Consider the following 15,500-nt stretch of genomic DNA (forward strand, 5'->3'; position numbering starts at 1 on the left):
CTCAGATCGAAAGCATCCGGTCGAGCGCCAGTGCCGCGAGTTCCTTCTCCTCGGGGTCGACCTCGATGACGTTGCGTTCGCGGCCCTCGACCAACTCTTCGAGGACCCACGCCAGATAGTTGGGGTCTATCTGACGCATGGCGTTGCAATCCATACAGGAATCCCCACACAGCGGGACGACGTTCACGTCGGGATGCCACCGCTGGAGATGGTTGGTGAGGTGGATCTCGGTGCCGATCGCCCACGTCTCACCGGGATCGGCCTCCTCGACGGCGCGAGTGATGTCGGCGGTCGAACCGGCCTCGTCGGCGGCCTCGACGACCCCGCGGCGACACTCGGGGTGGACGATCACGCTGGCGTCGGGATACTCCTCGCGGACTGCCTCGATGTGTTCGACCCGGAAGCGCTCGTGGACCTGACAGTCCCCTTCCCAGAGGATGATGTCGTTCTCGACGACCTTGTTCGCCGCTTTCGAGTCGGGGTCCCAGGGGTCCCACTCGACGGTTTCGTCTTCCAGCCCCATGGCGTGGGCGGTGTTCTCTCCGAGGTGTTTGTCGGGCATGAACAGGACTTTCTCCCCTCGATCGAGGGCGTACTCGAAGGCCTGCTCGGCGTTCGAGGACGTACAGACCAGCCCGCCCTGCTCGGCGCAGAATGCCTTCAGATCGGCGTAGCTGTTCATGTACGTGATCGGAACGACGTCGGCGTCTGTCTCGGCGGTGATCTCCGCCCAGGCGGCGTCGACCTGCAGCGCCTCTGCCATGCCGGCCATCGGACACGACGCCTCCATGCTCGGGAGGATGACGGTCTGGTCGTCGTCGGTAATGATGTCCGCCGACTCGGCCATGAACGTCACGCCGGCGAAGATCACGTATTCGGCGTCCGATTCGGCGGCCTGTTTGCTCAACTGGTAGGAGTCGCCGACGAAATCGGCGTGCTCGACGATCTCTCGACGCTGGTAGTTGTGCCCCAGCACGACGACGTCGTCGCCGAGTTCCTCCAGCGCGGCATCGATTCGTCGAGCCCGGTCTTCCTCTCCGAGGTCCCGGTACTCCGCCGGGAGCTGTTCCAGGTTGTCGTATTTGAACAAGCTGAGATCGGTATCGAACGTCGCTTCGTTCATCGCTGGCATAGTGGATCTCTGACTGTAATTCTCTCTATTGATCCCTCCATTGAAAACATTTTGTCTTCAATAACTGATTAGGACGATTCTAAACTAAGTAATGGGTGGAAAGTCCGGCAATATTTGATATAACATTCTCAATAAAGGACAACACAAATCAAAGAACCATATCGAGTAATAGACGTCCGAATTACCGCCGGATATAACATCTCAAACTGACTTTGTACGTCGATACACAGACGGTATTCCTGAGCGTCGACCGGCTGTACGGGAAGCAAATCGCCGAGGAGAAAGCGATCGGCCGGAGAGAGCACGCAGTTACTCGTTCTCGCGCTGGCGCCGCCGTTCCATCTCTTCGAGGGAGGGGTCGGTGACAGCACTCTCGCTGTCCTGGCCGATGATGAAGAAGATCGGGATGACGAAGCCGATCAGCCCCACCAGGGCGAACATGATCTGGATGGGCTCCATACGCGTGTGTTGTCGTGATAGCCCGATATCCGTTTCGACACGGGACGGGCGTCGTTCTAGCGGCTGGCGACGATTTCGCCGTCCAGCAGCGTCGCGACGACGTCGATGCCGTCGATTTCGGCCTCGGGGACGTCCCACGGCGAATCGGCCAGCACGACCAGATCGGCCCGCTTCCCCGATTCGATCGTCCCCAGCCGATCCTCGTCGAATCCGGCGTAGGCACCGCCCAGCGTATACGCCCGCAGCGCTTCGGTGACCGACAGCCGCTGGCTCGCCTCGGGCGCGGTGACGGCCTGGCGAACGCCGAAGAGGGGATCGAGCGGCATGCAGTCGCTCCCGAACGCCAGCCGCACGCCCGCCTCGCTCAGCGCGGCGAACCGGTTCGTTCGCATCCGTCGCTCGGTCCCGACCGCCGTCTCGTAGAGCCCGCCCTCGCGAGCCCAGCGATGGAAGTTCGGCTGGGCAGAGACGACGATACCGGTGTCGGCGAGCCGGTCGATCGCCCCGTCGGTCAGCAACTCGGCGTGTTCGATCCGGTGGCGGTCGCCCCCGGCGGCTTCGTAGGCGTCGATCACGGCCTCGATCGCCGCGTCGCCGATCGCGTGGGCAGCCATCTGAAAGCCGCCGTCCGTGACCCGGCCGGCCAGACCGGCGAGGTCGTCGGGTTCGAGGATCCAGGTGCCGGTGGTGTCTTCATCGGCATACGGACGGGAGAGCTTCGCCGTGCGACCGCCGATCGACCCGTCGGTGTACGTCTTGATCGCACCCGTCTCGACCCGGTCGCTGCCGTGATTCGTCCGCTCTCCGGTTCGTTCGAGTGCCTCCAGGAAGTCCGCCCAGTAGTTGAGCCGCACCCGGAGGTCGAGCTCGCCCGCGAGATCGAGCTCGCGGTACACCCCGGGGACGTGCGGGTTCCGCACCATGTCGTGGACGGTCGTGACGCCGCGTTCGAGCGCGACCGACTGGGCGGCCAGCAGGTATTCGCGAGTCGTCTCGGCGTCCGGCGCGACGGCGTCGGTGACGACCTCCAGTGCGCTTTCCACGAGCACGCCAGTCGGTTCACCGCCTTCGGTTCGGACGTCCTCGTCGGGCAGATCCTCGTTCAGTCGATCCAGAGCGACGCTGTTGACCGAGACGACGTGCAGGTCTTCGCGGAAGGCTGCGACCGGCCGATCATCGCTGACCCGATCGAGGTCCCCGCGCGTGAGATACCGCGACTCCGCCCAGGTCGACTCGTCGTAACCGAACCCGAGGATCCAGCCGTCGTCGCCGTTTTCCCGGAGACGCTCGACGGCCTCGTCGGGCCCGGCCACGTCCGCCAGATCGATCTCGGCCTGTCGCCGTCCCAGAATATCCATGTGCGTGTGGGCGTCGACGAAGCCCGGCAACAGCGTCGCCCCCTCGAAGTCGAGCACGTCGGTCTCGACGCCTTCCAGAAACCGGACTTCTGCGGCCTGACCGACCCGGACGATCCGGCCGTCGCGGATCGCGACCGCTTCGAAGGTCTCGTCGGGTTCGGCGAGCGTGTGGCCGTCGACGTTCGTGACGATCCGGTCAGCCGGCGCGGTCATGGGGAAAGGCGAGACCGGCAGTGCGTTAATACTGTCGGCTGTGATATTTCGACAGGATTTCTGCACCTGGGCGCCGAAAATCCCCACGAGCTCATAATATAAGCGTTCCGACCGGTGAGTCGTCGACGTCTTTGCGCGCGTCCGTATCGGCCTCGTCGACCGCTTCGCGAAACGCTGTGGCGTCCTCGTCTGCGAGGATTCCGCGAAGCGAGAGGAGCGAGGGCCCCGTCGATCAGCCGCTCGATGGCCTCCGAAAACGTCTCGTCGTCCCGCTTGCGCGCCTTGATCGTCTCGTAGACGTCCTCGTCGAGGCGGACGCTCCTGGTTTCCATGTCGTATACGACTGTATACGCGGCCACATAGCTCACTCCGATCGCTCCCGAGTCGCGTTTCCGAACCCCTATGTCGCTGCCGTGATCACAACGGGGTAATGACCGACATAGAGAGCCTGAAGGGCTTCTACGATCGCTATCCCGAGGAGTTCGCCGCCTGGCGGGGGGTCATCGACGTCGTCGAGACGACCGCCGCGGAGTTCGGCTTCCGGGAGATCGACACGCCCGCGGTCGAACGCCGAGAACTGTACGAGATCAAGTCCGGCGAGGAGCTGATGGACCAGACGTACAGCTTCGAGGACCGAGGAGGCAGGCAGGTCACGCTCACGCCGGAGCAGACGCCGACTCGCGCGCGGCTGGTCCAGCAGCGAAAGGACCTCAAGACCCCGATCAAGTGGTACGACACCTCGAAACGGTGGCGCTACGAGAACGTCCAGAAGGGACGGGACCGGGAGTTCTTCCAGACCGACGTCGACGTCTTCGGGATCGAGAGCGTCGAGGCCGACGCCGAGGTCATCGCCGTCGCCGCGACGATCTACGACCGGCTCGGCGTCGCCGACCGCGTGGAGTTTCTGATCAACGACCGCACGTTGCTCGACGCCCTGCTCGAAGCCGAGGGGATCGACAACACCGACGAGGTGATGGGCGTCGTCGACGACAAGGAGAAACTCGCCCGCGAGGAGTTCCTGACCGAACTGCGCAACACGGGCGTCACCCACGAGGCGGCCGAACGGATCGACGAACTCACCGCGATCCGGGGGCCGATCACCGAGGAGATCGATCGCCTGCGCGAACTCGCGCCCGACGACGAGGACGCCGTCGAGGCCGTCGATCGGATGGCCGATCTGGCCGACGCCCTGGAGTCGTACGGTGTCGCCGACGTCTGCAAGCTCGACCTGTCGATCGTCCGCGGGCTGGCCTACTACACGGGGCTGGTCTTCGAGGCCTTCGACAGCGAGGGCGAGTTGCGCGCACTCTTCGGCGGCGGCCGCTACGATGACCTGGTCGGCCTGTTCGGCAGCCAGGACGTGCCGGCGGTCGGGTTCGCCTTCGGGTACTCGACGACCCGCGAACTCCTCAAGAAGGAAGGCGAGTGGCCCGCCGAGGAACTGTCGACGGACGTCTACGTCGCCGCCGTCTCCGGGGACGTTCGCGAGGAGGCGCTCGGGTTCGCCAGCGACCTCCGCGAGGCAGGACTCGTCGTCGAAACCGATCTGGCGAGCCGCGGGCTCGGCGGCCAGTTCGAGTACGCCGACAGCATCAACGCCGAGACGGTCCTGATCGTCGGCCAGCGCGATCTCGACGACGGGGTCGTCACCGTCCGGGACATGGACAGCGGCGACGAACGGCGCGTGCCGGTCGAGGACGTGGTCGACGAACTGGCGTAGCTCAAATATCGGCCGAAACGGACCAAACGTTGATTACCCGGTGTGCCGACCCTGCGTGTATGAAAGTCGTCCTGATCGGGGTCGGTCAAGCCGGCGGCAAGATCACCCAGGCCCTCGCGGAGTACGACTACGAGATGGGGTTCGACGCAGTGCAGGGGGCCCTGGCAGTCAATACCGCCGCGGCCGACCTACAATCTCTCGACATCGACACGCAGTTGATCGGCCGCGATCGCGTGAAAGGTCACGGGGTCGGTGGAGACAACGAACTCGGCGCGGAGATCATGCGCGAGGAGTCGACGGAAGTGATCGACGAGCTCGACGGCCGGATCACCTCCCGTGCGGAGGGCATCGTGATCGTCGCCGGGCTCGGCGGCGGCACCGGTTCCGGCGGCGCACCGATGCTCGCCCACGAACTCAAGCGCATCTACGACGTCCCTGTCTACGTGCTCGGCGTCTTGCCCGGACGCAACGAGGGTTCGATCTACCAGGCCAACGCCGGCCGGTCGCTGAAGACTGTCGCCCGCGAGGCCGACGCGACGATCCTGATCGACAACGACGCCTGGCACGACAACGAACAGAGCCTCGAAGCGAGCTTCGAGACGATCAACCAGAACATCGCCCAGCGCGTCGGACTGTTGCTGGCTGCCGGCGAGGTCATCGACGGGGTCGCAGAGAGCGTCGTCGACTCCAGCGAAGTGATCAACACGCTCCAGCCGGGCGGGATCGCCTCGATCGGCTACGCCTCCGCGGCGGCCGCCGAGGACAGCGCGGACAACATCAACAACATCATCACTGCGACGCGAAACGCCCTGCTTGCGGGAACGAGTCTCCCGGACGCGGTCGAGGCCGATACGGCACTGCTGGTGATCGCCGGCGATCCGGATCGCATCGCTCGCAAGGGCGTCGAGCGCGCTCGCAGTTGGCTCGAAGAGGAAACCGGGTGTCTGGAAGTCCGGGGCGGAGACTTCCCGCTCGACAGCGACCGGCTCGCCGCACTGGTGTTGCTGGGCGGCGTCGAACGCTCCAGCCGGATCCAGGAGTTCCTCGAACGCGCTCGCCAGGCACACGAGCAAGCCAGCGAGCCGACGCCTGACCCCAGCGACGCCTTCGAGAACGAACAGATCGACGACCTGTTCTGATACTGCCCTCGCGTACCGGCCTCGACGGGATGGTTCGACCTGTCTGGGAGTTCTCTGCCGGCCTCGACGGGCCGTACAGGCCGCTATTCGTCGTCGAGTTCGAGTTCTTCCAGTGCCGCGGCGACGTCGTCGTCGTCGGCGCCGTCTTCGTCGGGCAGGTCGATGTCCGCTCCGGACTCGGCCGGCTCGCCGTCGGGATCCTGTGACGGCTCGGCACTGTCGGGCTCCAGTGACGGCCCGTCGGCGGTGTCAGATCCCACGTCGGAACGACCGGGGTCGAGAGACGGGCCGGAAGACTGTCCCAGGTCGGCGTCGAGGTCGCCACCCGGGGGTGCGTTCCAGACGTCGTGTTCGTTGAGCACCGTGTCGCGATGGCCGAGCAGCCACTCGACGTAGCCGTCGACGTCCTCGAACCCGTGCTCGTCTGCCTCGCGGCGCAGGTTGTCGATCATCGCCGGATCGAGGTCCAGGGAAACGTCCGCCATCGTTTCCAATACGTCGGTCGAAGTATAAATACACCTGTGTCCCAACCGGACTCCGTCTTCGATATCACCCGGCCTCGACATCGATGGTCGCCGACGCGACGTCACTGTCGCGAGCGCTTCGTCCAGTTCCATCGGACCTCCACTGGCCGCGAGGCCCGACTGGCGGCGGCAAAAAAGTACGCGAAGGTACTGGTTTCGCCTAGATGAGGCTGCGGCCGTCGAACTCCGTTCGCTCGTGTTCGATGTCCATCAGCGAGAGAATCGTCGGTGCGATGTCGAACAGGTCGGCGTCCTCGATTCGGACGTCGGGATCGTCGACGTACAGCGTCGCGTTGTCGAAGCTGTGCATCCCGTTTCGCGGCCCCACGTCGAATACCTCGCTGTCGCCTTTGAACCCCGCCTTCAGGTCGAAGCCGTGGTTGGGGATCACGACGAGGTCCGGTGCGATGTCGTCGTGGTCGCCCCGGAAGGCGTCCTCTCCAGTGACGACCCGATCCGCGACCGGGTTACCGTCCGGCCCTTCGAGCCGTTCGAGTTCGGCTTTGAGTTCGGCGCGCACCTCCTCGTATTCGGATTCGGGCACGCTCCCGCGGGGTTCGCGCCCCTCGAGGTTGATGTAGAACCGGCCGGGAATCAGCGAGTACGCCGTCGTCTCCTCGGCGATGTCGCCCAGCTCTTCGTGATCGTCCTCCGCATAGGAGAGCCACCCCTCCCGTTCGAGCCACTCGTTGCAGTGGACCTCGTATTCGAGGCTCGTGAACCCGTGGTCGGAGGCGACCATCATCGTCACGTCGTCGGCGAGCATCTCTCGTAACTGGCCGAGATAGTCGTCGACCGTGCGGTAGAACTCGATGAACTCCTCTTTGTACTCGCCGTCCTGCTCGTAGTGCTTGAACAGGAAGTGGTTGACCCGATCGGTCGTCATGAAGACGCCGAAAAACAGGTCCCAGTCGTCTTCCTGCACGTAGTGTTTGAACGCCTCGAAGCGCTTCTCGAGGGTCTCGTAGGCGTCTTCGATGAAGTCGCTCTTGTCCTCGTCGTGGCCGAGTTTGGCGTTGACGTCGATCCGGTAGTCGATCCCGTCGAGGTAGTCCCGTAGCTCGTCTGGATAGGCCGCCTTCTCGACGCCCGGGGAGAGAAAGCCCGAGACCATCCGCTGGACATCGCGCTGGGGCGGGAACGTCACGGGGACGTTCATCACCGTCGCGTTCCGGTCGGCGTCTTCGATGCGGTCCCACACGCGGGTCGCCTGCACGTCACGGCCCATCGGAACGTAAGTATCGTAGGAGCCGACTTCCCGGTCCTGGAAGCCGTAGACGCCGGTCTGGCCAGGATTGACGCCGGTGGTCAGCGACGGCCAGCAGGCGCTGGATTCGGGCGGTACGATGCTGTCGATCGCGCCGGCGCTACCCTCCGATGCGATCGCGGCGAGGTTCTCGAACTCGTCCTCGTGGTCGGCGAGCAGGCTGTAGGGCACCCCGTCAATCCCGAAGAACGCGACGCGGGGTCCGCCGTCGCCTCGAAGCCGGTCGAACAGTCCCATACCCCCCGCTACCAGGGACGGGCACAAGAAGCTTCTTCTCGCGAGTTCGTTCCAGAAAGCGGCGACTATCGCTCGCTCTCGTCCGCCGACGGGTCGTAGTTCTCCGGCACGACTGTCACGTGGTCGAGCCCCGACTCCGGACGGCGCTCGGGAACGACCGTGGGGTGATCCATGCCGGCTGGCGGACGGGTCGATGACATTGCAATCGAAAGAACGGTCCACAGACACATATAATTACCCATGCTCATAATTTATCGGCAGACAGGCGGGCATGCCTGCGGTGCATATCACGACGAAAAGGGGTTGTCGCTACGCGAAGTTCTCGTCGTAGAGGTCCTGTGCGTGTTCGATCGCGTCGAAGGCGGCCTGCTTGTCCTCCCAGCCAAGCGTTTCGACTTCCTTGCCCTCTTCGAGGTTCTTGTAGGTCGCGAAGAACTCGTCGATCTCGTCCAGCGTCTGCTGGGGGATGTCCTCGAGGTCCTGGATGTGATCGTAGCGAGGGTCCTCACTCGGGACGGCGATGACCTTGTCGTCCTGTTCGCCGTCGTCGTCCATCTTCATCAGCGCGACCGGGCGCGCCTCGATGACACAGCCGGGGAACGTCTGGTCTTCGACGAGAACGAGGACGTCGAAGGGATCCCCGTCGTCGTAATAGGACTGGGGGATGAACCCGTAATCGGAGGGATAGTGGACGTTGCTGTGCAACACCCGGTCCAGCACGACGCCGGGGACCGACTTGTCGTACTCGTACTTGTTGCGCTCGCCTTTGAGACACTCGACGACCGCGTAGATCTCTTCGGGCGGGTTCGGTCCGGTTTCGAGGTCTTCCCAGAGGTTCGTCATCACCCTTCCTTCCGAGCAGCGGCCAAAAAGTCCTTTCGACAGCAGCCCCAAGATCGGGTGGACGCCACGACGAGGCGCAGGAATCGCAACCACTACAGCGGCTATACCACACACCCCCGATACGACTAATATACGGTTACTCCGCCGAACGGTTACGAAAACGACAGCGCTGCTGAATAGAGTTAACAAGGGTTAAATGTCCTGATGACCTTCAGATAACTATGTCAGAAGCACAAGCGGTTACGAACGATCCCGGAATCACGAAAGAACTAACGGCGTTTCAGCGGAACATTCTGGTCATTCTGGCCGAAGAGCCGAGATACGGACTCGCGATCAAGCGCGAACTCGAAGCGTACTACGGGTCGGAAGTCAACCACGGCCGGCTCTACCCGAACCTCGACGACCTCGTCGAGATGGATCTCGTCGAGAAAAGCGAACTGGACAAGCGAACCAACCAGTACGAGCTGACCGACGACGGCTACGAGGCGCTGCTCGACCAGCTCGGCTGGGAGTTCTCGAAGATCGTCACCGACGACGCTCGCGCGGCGGACCTGCGCGAACTGATCGAGCGGGCCAACTAGTCGTTCCCTTCTCTCGGCACTTCCTTCTGTCGTGCCTCCCCAACCGTGTACTCGATAGACAGTGAAAGCTGCTCGCGCTGGTCGTCGCTGGGCCAGGCGTTGCGGGGGAAGTACTCCTCGCGGAACTCCGTCAGTTCGGCCTCGGTCAGCGACTCGATCGGCTTGGCGTAGTGGTTGTTCGCAAACTCGGCCAGCGCACGGGCCGTCTCCCCGTGTGGCTCGCCGTGTTCGTCGGCGACTCGGTCGGCGACCTCGAAGTTGTGCGACGCGACCGCCTCCCATTCCTCCGGCTCGCCCGGTCCGGACAGCGGCCGTTCGACGCCGCGCGATAGGTCCTCAATCCGCTCGGTACGGACTAGCCCCTCCTCGTCGATCCACTCTTCGGGATGGCAGACGAGCGTGTCGTCCTCCTCGCGGATCCGGGCCGTGTAGCCATACTCGGCGAGGATCTCCTCGCGGTCGCGCCGGTAGGCCTGTGCCTCCTCGCCGCTGGCCCGGCGGGCCAGTCGCGTCAACCGCTCGGCCTCCTCGACGACGTTGTCGGGCAGATCAGTCATTGTCGAGTGCATCGTTGGCCAGCTCGTCGGCGCGCTCGTTCAGCTCCCGCGGGACGTGCTCGATCGACCACGAGCCGAATCCAGTGAGCAGCTCCCGGGCGCGAACTCGCCGCTCGCGCAGGTCCGGATCGTTCGTGTTCCATTCCCCCCGGATCTGTTTGACCAGCAGTTCGGAGTCGCTACGGATCCGGACCTCCTCGAACCCGTAGTCGGCGGCGACCTCCAGCGCCTTGATCAGTCCCTCGTACTCGGCGCGGTTGTTGGTCGCCGTCCCGATCCGCTCGCCGCCTTCGCTGACGATCCCGTCGCCGGTCAGGATCACCCACCCGACCGCCGCAGGCCCGGGATTGCCCCGCGAGGCCCCGTCGAAGTAGATGTGTGCCCGGCCGCCGTCCTCTCGGAGCAACCCTGCGAGTCGCTCCGGGTCCTCTCCCTGGACGACCACCTTGCCCTCGTAGGCGACCGCGCTCGCGCCACCGTGGTGCGCGCGCCAGCGCTCGTGGTCCGTATTTCCGGGTTCGATCCCGATCCCGGCCGCTTCCAGCCGCTCTCGCGCGCTGGATTCGTCACACTCGATGACTGGCATTCACACCGAAATCACGGGGCTACGGGCTTACACCTTGTGATTGACCGGAAATCAGCCTCTGACCTTCTTTAGTGGTCAGAATGGCAACCATCCCAAGGATTTAAGTTAAGGGAAAATGCTACTATAAAAGTGCGATGACACGGTCCACCCGCCAGCGGGAGCGCGAGTCCGAGACGGAGACAGATGCCGAGGAGGAAGCCGTACAGCAGTGTCCGGAGTGTGGGTCGGAGGAACTCGTCACGGACGCGGATCGAGGTGAACTGGTGTGTGACGACTGCGGGCTCGTCGTCGAGGAGGGGAACATCGACCCTGGCCCGGAGTGGCGCGCCTTCAACCACCAGGAGCGCCAGGAGAAATCCAGGGTCGGTGCGCCGACCACGAAGACGATGCACGACAAGGGGCTGACGACGACGATCGACTGGAAGGACAAGGACGCCTACGGCCGCTCGATCTCTTCGAAAAAGCGCAGCCAGATGCACCGCCTTCGCAAGTGGCAGGAACGGATCCGGACGAAAGACGCCGGCGAGCGCAACCTTCAGTTCGCGCTTTCGGAGATCGACCGCATGGCCTCGGCGCTGGGCGTCCCGCGCTCGGTACGGGAGGTCGCCTCGGTGATCTACCGGCGCGCGCTCGACGACGACCTCATCCGGGGTCGCTCGATCGAGGGCGTCGCTACTTCGGCGCTGTATGCCGCCTGTCGGAAAGAGGGGATCCCGCGGAGCCTCGAGGAAATCTCGGACGTCTCTCGGGTCGAACGCAAGGAGATCGGGCGCACGTATCGCTATATCTCCCAGGAACTCGGCCTGGAGATGGAGCCCGTCGATCCCAAGAAGTACGTCCCCCGGTTCTGTTCTGAACTCGACCTCTCCGAAGAAGTCCAGACGAAAGCCAACGAAATAATCGAAGAGACCGCCGAACAGGGCCTGCTCTCGGGTAAATCGCCGACCGGCTACGCCGCCGCCGCGATCTACGCCGCCTCCCTGCTCTGCAACGAGAAGAAGACCCAGCGAGAAGTCGCCGACGTCGCACAGGTCACCGAAGTCACGATCCGCAATCGCTACCAGGAACAGATCGAAGCGATGGGGATTCACAGCTGAGACTGCCGGCTGTGACATTTCGAGGGAATCCACCATCCCAGTGTGGTCAATATCTCGACGAACTCACGGCTTAGGTACACCCACGAGTGATACGGATTATTGTACCGATTTACCGCTCTGACCGCCCGGTGTCGGGCGGTCGATGGGGAACAGACGTACAACAATTCGTATGGGTTCCCGCCCGTCTCATCGTCGGCGCCACGTGGCGTTGAGAATATACCCGAGGAGGACGCCAGCATACAGCAGGAGCGCGCTCCCGTCGATCCGATCGATACTGACGAGGTAGGCGAGGCCCGCGAAGACGAGAAGGACGACGAGTGCGGCCGTGGCCTGCAAGGCCATCGTATAGACCTGCTTGCTCGTATCCCGGGCGCGCTCTCGGTGTGTCTGTTCGGCCATGTACAGTCCTGTCACGCTGGACGGGTAGTTATTACTTCGATACACGCAGTAAGCCCTCTCGTTGCTGGTGCTGTCCACTGTGGTCTACGCCAGCTGCCGAACGGCCACCGCTTCGACCAGTGATCAAGCAGCATGTCGATGCAGAACTCGTGTAATCGCCAGTAGGATGATATTACCGGCCGATTTCGACAGTTCTACCTATCGTATGTAGTTCTTACCTGGGCCGGCGCGCAGTAAGAGTATCATACCCGATCGCAGATCGATCAAGTGACGGAGATCATCAAATATCGCTATCCGGGAATATATAATATGTATCTGGTATCTATCTGGAACGGAAATTGACCATACCACTACTGAACGGGCGAGAAGAGTTTTACGAGAATGGTTCTCCTACCAATCCATGGCAGACAGGTACGGTAATCATACGCCATACGACGAGACAGAGAGTGACACGAAAGATAATACTACCCGCTTCAACGCGAGGGGGAATGAAGACCCTACCGGCAGTAACAGTGACCTACAGCGCCGCTCGCTTCTGAAGCTGATCGGTTCGGCCTCAGTTGCGGCAGCAGTTCCGGGACTGTCCAGTGTCGCGTCTGCGGAGACGACGTACAACGGGATCACTTTCGATCGAGTGGTCGACGCGGTCGACGATCTGGGCATGGACCCCACGGGGAGCGAACCGATCGATTCTGCCTACGAGAGTGCGCTCGAAACGGGAACACTCATCGAGTTCCCGCCTGGCAAGTATCTGCTCGAAGACGACCACTACATCTCGGACGTCTCACGGTTCGGCGTCCGCGGACTCGGCAATCATCGTCGGGACGTACAGTTCCTTCCGGAGAAAGGATCGGCGATCGGGTTCTTCGAGGGGGGCGGACCGGGCCCGTACACGGTCGAGAACGTCTCGTTCCACGATCGGGACGACGAGGTATCGATGATGTTTCTCGACATCCGATCGAACAAAGGCGTGTACGTCAACAACATCGAATTCCTCGGAGTGACTCCGCTGGACGACAAAAACGGCCACTCGCTCGCGGTCGACGTCTGGGATCAGGACGCCGTCGGGATCTGGGAGAACGTCTACGCTGGCCTCGACAAGCCGGCAGTAGAGGCCGATTACCCTGACGGTGTGGCCTTCTTCCGCGCCGGTGTGGGCCACAAGGGCGAGGTTATCCTCCGGGACTCCGTGATCCACGAGCGCAACTCCGCTGCGACTCGGCTGACGGCTGGGCCCGGCGTGACGACCCTCGAGAACGTGGAGTTCGTCAACAACCAGAACGCGAACATCCGCTTCGGTGCCGGCGATCACCCCTCGAAGGTCTCCAGCGCGACCGGCTGTTACGTCAAGGTCGACGGGTCCCGCCACTCCGCCGACGCCATCCGCGTCGACGCGAGTGACAACGGATACACCGGGGCGGTCTTTCGTGACATCGAGATCGAGTGGACCAAAGAAGCGGGCCGTGGTGTCATCGCCCTGCCCGGGTGGGGCGGTCACGGGAGCGCGGAGTTCTACGGCTGCACCGTCCACAACGACGGCGGGAAGACGCTGACTGTCAACGCGGATTCGGTGTCGCCCGACGACGACGCGGTCGTATTCGAGAACTGTTCGTTTACCGGTTCCGGGCGTGGCTTCGACGCGGCGGACCGCGACGGGAGCGTCATCCGCGACTCCTGTATCGACATGCCGAACGCGTCGATCGAAACCTTCGACACGGAGAACGTCTCGAACGGCGGGTGCGGCGAAGACACCAACGGAGGACCGTCGGCGTCGATCACGGTGACGGACAAGACCGACCTCACGGTCGAGCTCTCGGGTTCGGACTCCACGGACAGTGACGGCGCTATCGTCGCCTACGACTGGGAGGTCAACGGCAGTTCCGCCCAGGGTGAGTCAGTTTCACATACCTTCGACTCCGGGGGGACCTACAGCGTCACGCTGGTCGTCGAGGACGACGACGGTGCGACCGATTCGACGACGACGGAGGTGTCTGTCAGCGAGACCGCTCTGGAGAAGCACCTGGAGATCCGCGGAACCGGTATCACCACCGAGTACGCCTTCGAGGTGAGCGAACAGCTGCAACCCGTCTCCGGGACCATCGAGAAGTGGGACGATGTCTCGGGCACGAGCGCCACGGGCTACGTCACTGAAACCAGCCACAGCGACGAGTTCACCTTCGACGGCGAGATCACGTCCTTCGAGTTCCTCGAGGGCGAGGCCGACGTCTTCCTCGACGGCGCGCAGATCGACCCGACCATGGATCGACTCGAGATCCGGGGGACCGGCACCACCACCGAGTACGCCTTCGAGGTGAGCGAACAGCTGCAACCCGTCTCCGGGACCATCGAGAAGTGGGACGATGTCTCGGGCACGAGCGCCACGGGCTACGTCACTGAAACCAGTCACAGCGACGAGTTCTGGCTCGAGGGCGAGATCACGTCCTTCGAGTTCCTCGAGGGCCACGCAGAGGTCTATCGGAACGGCGACCGGATCTACCCGACGGAGAGCACACTGACGATTCAGGGAACCGGCACGCCCACGGAGTACGCCGTCGAGGTCGGCGGCGAGATCGAGGGCGTCTCGGACACTATCGAAGGCTGGGACGACGTCTCCAGTGACACCGCGAACGGCTGGGTCACCAACTCCTCGCACGTCGACAAGTTCACCTTTACCGGCGAACTGACGAGCGTCGAGTTCCTGCAAGGCGAAGCCGACGTCTTCGTCGACGGCGAACAGGTCGACGTCTCGACGATCTGATTCCGTCGCCGAGGGCGTCAGCCGCCATCACACACCGAGCCACTCGTCGTTGCTGACCTGATAGCCGTTCGCCCGGCAGTACTTCGCCGCCCGCCGGCGCACGTCGCGTGATCCCGGGAGTTTGCCCTTCTTGTCGATCTGTTCTACGACCCAGTCCCGGACCACCGAGATGCCCTCGTCGTCGTCGACGGCGTCGATCGCCTGCAGTTCCAGAAAGGTCCGCTCGTAGGCCTCCCCCTGAGACGTACGAAAGTCCGCCTGTTCAATCCCTTCAGCCGCCTCGACGATCCGTTTCATAGCCGAAGCGATCGTCGGCCGCTGGACCCGCGTCCGGACGGCGGCTGGCGACTCGAAGGTCTCGACATCCGTCTCCGGGAGCAGTTCGGCGACGGTGTAGACGCCGGTCTCGGCTTCGATCTGCCGATCACCGACCGTCTCGACGATCTCTGCCCCCGTTGCCGGGAACGCTACCGTGTCCAGCTCCGTCTCGAAGAAGGCGAGCGTGGAGGTATCGACCGGGGGTTCGGGTTCGTCCCCGCGCTGTAGTTCCGCCTCGATCTCCCGTTCTCGCTGTCTCTGTCCCTCTCGATCCGCTTGGTTTTCTCTGCCGCTTTTGTCGTCTGCCATATT

Annotated in this window: 17 protein-coding genes; 5 read left to right on the forward strand and 12 right to left on the reverse strand. The window is 63.4% G+C overall.

The annotated features are described in order from the left end of the window. Nucleotide 1 precedes the first annotated feature (1 nt). The 4 genes from nadA to OB916_RS17030 form a co-directional block, all read right to left on the reverse strand. The gene (gene nadA, locus OB916_RS10955) at nt 2-1,123 is read right to left on the reverse strand and encodes a quinolinate synthase NadA (RefSeq protein WP_315909335.1); all 1,122 of its coding nucleotides are present in this window, start codon (nt 1,121-1,123) and stop codon (nt 2-4) included. Between the two features lie 318 nt (nt 1,124-1,441). Beyond that, nucleotides 1,442-1,591 carry a hypothetical protein gene (locus tag OB916_RS10960; RefSeq protein ID WP_315909336.1) on the reverse strand — a complete coding sequence of 50 codons (150 nt, stop codon included), beginning with the start codon at nt 1,589-1,591 and terminating at the stop codon, nt 1,442-1,444. 56 nt (nt 1,592-1,647) lie between these two features. After that, nucleotides 1,648-3,162: an amidohydrolase gene (locus tag OB916_RS10965; protein WP_315909337.1), complete on the reverse strand. Its 1,515-nt coding sequence runs from the start codon at nt 3,160-3,162 to the stop codon at nt 1,648-1,650. Next, a complete protein-coding gene (locus tag OB916_RS17030) occupies nt 3,159-3,494 on the reverse strand; it encodes an antitoxin VapB family protein (protein WP_315910561.1) in 336 nt (111 codons plus the stop codon). The genes OB916_RS10965 and OB916_RS17030 overlap by 4 nt, the downstream gene beginning before the upstream one ends. A 98-nt stretch (nt 3,495-3,592) precedes the next feature. On the opposite strand from OB916_RS17030, the gene hisS reads away from it, so the two are divergent. Continuing rightward, nucleotides 3,593-4,882 (forward strand): histidine--tRNA ligase, encoded by a 1,290-nt coding sequence (gene hisS, locus OB916_RS10970; RefSeq protein ID WP_315909338.1) that lies wholly within the window; start codon nt 3,593-3,595, stop codon nt 4,880-4,882. 59 nt (nt 4,883-4,941) lie between these two features. Further along, nucleotides 4,942-6,021: a tubulin/FtsZ family protein gene (locus OB916_RS10975; RefSeq protein WP_315909339.1), complete on the forward strand. Its 1,080-nt coding sequence runs from the start codon at nt 4,942-4,944 to the stop codon at nt 6,019-6,021. Nucleotides 6,022-6,104: 83 nt separating this feature from the next. Here the strand turns inward: OB916_RS10975 and OB916_RS10980 are convergent, their stop codons facing one another. The 4 genes from OB916_RS10980 to OB916_RS10995 all read right to left on the reverse strand — a co-directional run bounded on the left by OB916_RS10980 (nt 6,105) and on the right by OB916_RS10995 (nt 8,892). Then, nucleotides 6,105-6,506: a hypothetical protein gene (locus OB916_RS10980; protein ID WP_315909340.1), complete on the reverse strand. Its 402-nt coding sequence runs from the start codon at nt 6,504-6,506 to the stop codon at nt 6,105-6,107. A 199-nt stretch (nt 6,507-6,705) separates the two neighbouring features. Then, nucleotides 6,706-8,049 carry an alkaline phosphatase family protein gene (locus tag OB916_RS10985; protein ID WP_315909341.1) on the reverse strand — a complete coding sequence of 448 codons (1,344 nt, stop codon included), beginning with the start codon at nt 8,047-8,049 and terminating at the stop codon, nt 6,706-6,708. Between the two features lie 65 nt (nt 8,050-8,114). After that, a complete protein-coding gene (locus OB916_RS10990; protein WP_315909342.1) occupies nt 8,115-8,249 on the reverse strand; it encodes a hypothetical protein in 135 nt (44 codons plus the stop codon). A gap of 109 nt (nt 8,250-8,358) precedes the next feature. Further along, the gene (locus tag OB916_RS10995; RefSeq protein WP_315909343.1) at nt 8,359-8,892 is read right to left on the reverse strand and encodes an inorganic diphosphatase; all 534 of its coding nucleotides are present in this window, start codon (nt 8,890-8,892) and stop codon (nt 8,359-8,361) included. Between the two features lie 221 nt (nt 8,893-9,113). Here OB916_RS10995 and OB916_RS11000 point away from each other — a divergent pair, with 221 nt between their 5' ends. After that, the gene (locus tag OB916_RS11000; RefSeq protein WP_315909344.1) at nt 9,114-9,473 is read left to right on the forward strand and encodes a PadR family transcriptional regulator; all 360 of its coding nucleotides are present in this window, start codon (nt 9,114-9,116) and stop codon (nt 9,471-9,473) included. Here OB916_RS11000 and OB916_RS11005 read toward each other — a convergent pair. After that, a complete protein-coding gene (locus OB916_RS11005; protein WP_315909377.1) occupies nt 9,470-10,030 on the reverse strand; it encodes a DUF7108 domain-containing protein in 561 nt (186 codons plus the stop codon). The genes OB916_RS11000 and OB916_RS11005 overlap by 4 nt on opposite strands. Then, nucleotides 10,023-10,616 (reverse strand): ribonuclease HI, encoded by a 594-nt coding sequence (gene rnhA, locus OB916_RS11010; protein ID WP_315909345.1) that lies wholly within the window; start codon nt 10,614-10,616, stop codon nt 10,023-10,025. The genes OB916_RS11005 and rnhA overlap by 8 nt, the downstream gene beginning before the upstream one ends. 134 nt (nt 10,617-10,750) lie before the next feature. On the opposite strand from rnhA, the gene OB916_RS11015 reads away from it, so the two are divergent. Next, the gene (locus OB916_RS11015; protein ID WP_229115271.1) at nt 10,751-11,713 is read left to right on the forward strand and encodes a transcription initiation factor IIB; all 963 of its coding nucleotides are present in this window, start codon (nt 10,751-10,753) and stop codon (nt 11,711-11,713) included. A 186-nt stretch (nt 11,714-11,899) separates the two neighbouring features. Here OB916_RS11015 and OB916_RS11020 read toward each other — a convergent pair whose 3' ends face one another. Beyond that, nucleotides 11,900-12,112, reverse strand: a complete 213-nt coding sequence (locus tag OB916_RS11020) for a hypothetical protein (protein WP_315909346.1) — start codon at nt 12,110-12,112, stop codon at nt 11,900-11,902. A 400-nt stretch (nt 12,113-12,512) separates the two neighbouring features. On the opposite strand from OB916_RS11020, the gene OB916_RS11025 reads away from it, so the two are divergent. Beyond that, nucleotides 12,513-14,870, forward strand: coding sequence for a PKD domain-containing protein (locus tag OB916_RS11025; RefSeq protein WP_315909347.1), 2,358 nt, complete (start codon nt 12,513-12,515; stop codon nt 14,868-14,870). Between the two features lie 27 nt (nt 14,871-14,897). Here OB916_RS11025 and OB916_RS11030 read toward each other — a convergent pair whose 3' ends face one another. Beyond that, complete coding sequence (locus OB916_RS11030) at nt 14,898-15,497, reverse strand: DUF5789 family protein (protein WP_315909348.1); 600 nt, start codon at nt 15,495-15,497, stop codon at nt 14,898-14,900. Nucleotides 15,498-15,500 lie beyond the last annotated feature (3 nt).

Source organism: Halapricum hydrolyticum, from assembly GCF_025517535.1.
GTDB lineage: Archaea > Halobacteriota > Halobacteria > Halobacteriales > Haloarculaceae > Halapricum > Halapricum hydrolyticum.